Source organism: Microbacterium sp. K35 (assembly GCF_004794375.1).
GTDB lineage: Bacteria > Actinomycetota > Actinomycetes > Actinomycetales > Microbacteriaceae > Microbacterium > Microbacterium sufflavum.
The window spans coordinates 1-3,028 of record NZ_SSDM01000029.1; the positions used below are offsets into that span (position 1 = coordinate 1).

Here is a 3,028-nt window from a genome sequence, read left to right on the forward strand (position 1 = left end):
GAACTTCGCGCCGCCGACGCCCCCGGCGAGCACGACGATCCGCGGGGCGGCCTCGGGCCCGGGTTCGACGTCGGTCGAGGCGGCCGCTCCGGCGAGCGTGGCCACGCGCGCCGACGGGGTCGCGGACGAGACGGGCTCAGCCCGCCCGACACCGACGCCGGACGGGCCGGGGTCCTCCGGCCCGGTCATGATGCCAGCACGAGACGTGGGGCGAGGAGCGCCGCCGTGCGCGGACCGAGACCGCACCGTCGGGCGGCTCGGAGGTGATCGGCGTGGTCGAGGTCGCGGCGCAGCCCGCTCAGCACGGGGAACCCCACCTCGGCGAACCCGGCAGCGCGGTGCGCGGCGGCCGAGTCGTCGCCGAAGCAGGGCCGCAGCGGTACGTCGGCGCGGGCGGGCGCGAGCACGGTGCCGGTGCCCTCCGCGTCGGGCACGAAGGCCCGCGGGTGGGCCGCGGCGTAGTCGAGCGCCCGGGTGAGCTCGTCGGGCAGCAGGGCCGGGAGGTCGCCGAGCAGCACGGCCCGCGGGAGCCGCGTCGACGCCGCAGACACCCCCTGCGCGATCGCCGCGGTCAGTCCCTCGACGCGGTCGCGCACGATCCGCACGCGGGGCACCGGGAGCAGGGCGGCCGCGGTGACCTCGTCGCTCGTGACCACCACGACCTCCGCGACCCGCGGGCACAGCGCGGCGGCCTCGACTGTGTCGAGCGCGATCGCCCTGGCGAGCGGCTCGCGGTCGACGCCCGGGAGCCGCAGTCGCGTCTTCCCGAACTCCGCCCGCTTCACCGGGATCACGACCACCCACTCCCGCGCCGGGGCGTGCGGTGACGCCCCGGCACGCAGACCGCCCGTCATGGCCGCGCCCTCACCCGCGCAGCCGCGGCGCGATGTCGCGCTCGAACAGCTGCAGGAACCGGCGCTGGTCGTGACCGGGCGCGTGGAAGACGAGGTGGTTGAAGCCCCAGTCGATGTACTGCTGGATCTCGGCGGCGACCGCGTCGGGGTCGTTGCCGACGATCCACCGCTTGGCGATGGTCTCCAGGGGCAGCGCGTCGGCGGCCTTCTCCATCTCGACGGGGTCGGTGATGTCGTGCTTCTGCTCCTTCGACAGCGACAGCGGCGACCAGAACCGGGTGTTCTCCAGCGCCGCCTCCGTGGTCTCCTCGTACGACAGCTTGATCTCGATCATGCGGTCGTACGTGTCGAAGGAGCGCTCGGACTGCTCCAGGCCCTGCTTCACGGCGGGCAGCAGCTGGTCGACGTAGAGCTCCTGGCCCTTGCCCGACGTGCAGATGAAGCCGTCGCCCGCGCGGCCGGCGTAGCGGGCGACCATCGGGCCGCCCGCGGCGATGTAGATGGGGATGCCGCCCTCGGGCCGGTCGTAGATGGAGGCGTCGTGCGTGGAGTAGTACTCGCCGTCGAAGCTCACGCGGTCGCCCGACCACAGCGCCCGCATGAGCCGCACCGACTCGCGCAGGCGGGCGTAGCGCTCCTTGAACTCGGGCCAGTCCTGCTCCCCGGCGCCGCGGAACCCGGTGGCGATCTCGTTGAGCGCCTCGCCGGAGCCGACCCCCAGGATCACCCGGTCGGGGTACAGGCAGCCGAGGCTCGCGAACGCCTGGGCGAGCACCGCCGGGTTGTAGCGGAAGGTGGGGGTGAGCACGGAGGTGCCGATGCGGATGCTCGACGTGCGCTCGCCGACAGCCGCCATCCAGGTGAGCGAGAACGGCGCGTGACCGCCGGTGTGCCGCCACGGCTGGAAGTGGTCGCTCGCGAACACGGACTGCATGCCGTGCGCCTCGGCCGCGACCGAGATCTCGACCAGCTCACGCGGGTCGAACTGCTCGGCGCTGGCCTTGTATCCGAGGGTCAGTGTCATGTCGCATCCTTCTGTTCGGGTGGGGAGAGTTCGGCGCGCGCGGCCGCATAGCCGTCGCGGTAGCCCTGGTCGAGCGCCTCGGCGGTGCCCAGCCAGAAGAGGTCGCGGTCGGCGCCGCGCACGATGCTCGACGCGCCGGGCAGGTCGAGCGGACCCACGAGGTCGCCGCGGCCGCGCACGACGGCGACCGGGTTCCCGCTGGCCTTGCCCTTGACGAGGTCGGCGGCGGCGGCGAGCTCATCTGCGACGCACGGGGTCGTGACGCTGAGCACCTTGCCCGCCTGGTCGGTGGTGCCGCGGAGGTCGGCGACCATGTGCACGCCGCCGCCGCCGATCGCGACGTCGGTCTGTCCTTCGCGCCAGGGCCGCCCGAGGGTGTCGCTGAGGAGCACACCGACCTCGGCGCCGGTCGCGGCGCGGAGCCCCGCGGCGAGCGCACGGGCGGAGCGGTCGGGGTCTTCGGGCAGCAGCAGCACCCAGCCGTCGGGGGTGTTGCTGGCGTCGACGCCCGCGGCTGCGGCGACCATGCCGAGGCGGTTCTCGACGATGCGCATGGTGTGCCCGTCGTGGGTGCGGGAGGCGACGAGGCGCACGGTCTCCGCGGTGATCGCGGCCTCCCGGTCGGCGGCCTGCACGTAGCGTCCCTCCGCCTTGGACACGATCTTCGACGTGACGACGAGGATGTCGCCGTGCAGCAGTTCCACGCCCGTGGCGAGGATGAGCGCGACCAGGTCGTCGCCCGGGCGCACCTCGCCCATGCCGGGGAGGGCGAACACGTGCAGGCCGGGGGCGGTCATGCGCGCACCTTCGGCAGCACGTCGCGTCCGAAGACCTCGAGCCACTCCCGCTGGTTCGGCCCCACGTTGTGCAGGTAGATGCGGGTGAAGCCGAGGTCGGCGTAGCGCTGGATCTGCGCGCGATGCACGTCGGGGTCGGCGGAGATCAGCATCGACGCGCGCATGTCGTCGGGAGTCACGCCGCGCACGAGCTGCTCGAAGTCGTAGGGCGAGCGCACGTCGCCTCGCCGCATGCGCAGTGCCGCGATGGGCCATTCGGCGTGGGCCTGGGCGAGCGCCTGCTCCTCGGTCGGCGCCCACGACAGCGGCAGCTGGAGCACGCGCGGCAGAGTGTCGGCGTCGCGCGTGCTCCA

At 73.8% G+C, this 3,028-nt stretch carries 5 protein-coding genes; all 5 read right to left on the reverse strand.

Features of this window, described 5'->3' with window-relative positions; translation table 11 throughout:
• On the reverse strand, positions 1-189 hold a 189-nt coding region (locus tag DW299_RS00730; RefSeq protein WP_136035286.1), incomplete at its 3' end, for a hypothetical protein.
• Positions 186-854 (reverse strand): 2-phospho-L-lactate guanylyltransferase, encoded by a 669-nt coding sequence (gene cofC, locus DW299_RS00735; RefSeq protein ID WP_136035287.1) that lies wholly within the window; start codon positions 852-854, stop codon positions 186-188. The genes DW299_RS00730 and cofC, both read right to left, overlap by 4 nt.
• Before the next feature lie 10 nt (positions 855-864).
• Positions 865-1,878: a glucose-6-phosphate dehydrogenase (coenzyme-F420) gene (fgd, locus tag DW299_RS00740; RefSeq protein ID WP_136035288.1), complete on the reverse strand. Its 1,014-nt coding sequence runs from the start codon at positions 1,876-1,878 to the stop codon at positions 865-867.
• On the reverse strand, positions 1,875-2,675 hold the full coding sequence (gene cofE, locus DW299_RS00745) for a coenzyme F420-0:L-glutamate ligase (RefSeq protein WP_136035289.1): 801 nt from the start codon (positions 2,673-2,675) through the stop codon (positions 1,875-1,877). The genes fgd and cofE overlap by 4 nt, the downstream gene beginning before the upstream one ends.
• The coding region (locus DW299_RS00750; RefSeq protein WP_136035290.1) for an LLM class flavin-dependent oxidoreductase at positions 2,672-3,028 on the reverse strand (357 nt) is incomplete at its 5' end. The genes cofE and DW299_RS00750, both read right to left, overlap by 4 nt.

Coding starts and splice junctions, on each gene's coding strand:
- cofC (WP_136035287.1), bottom strand. CDS start 854: ATGACGGGCGGTCTGCGTGCCGGGGCGTCACCGCACGCCCCGGCGCGG.
- fgd (WP_136035288.1), bottom strand. CDS start 1,878: ATGACACTGACCCTCGGATACAAGGCCAGCGCCGAGCAGTTCGACCCG.
- cofE (WP_136035289.1), bottom strand. CDS start 2,675: ATGACCGCCCCCGGCCTGCACGTGTTCGCCCTCCCCGGCATGGGCGAG.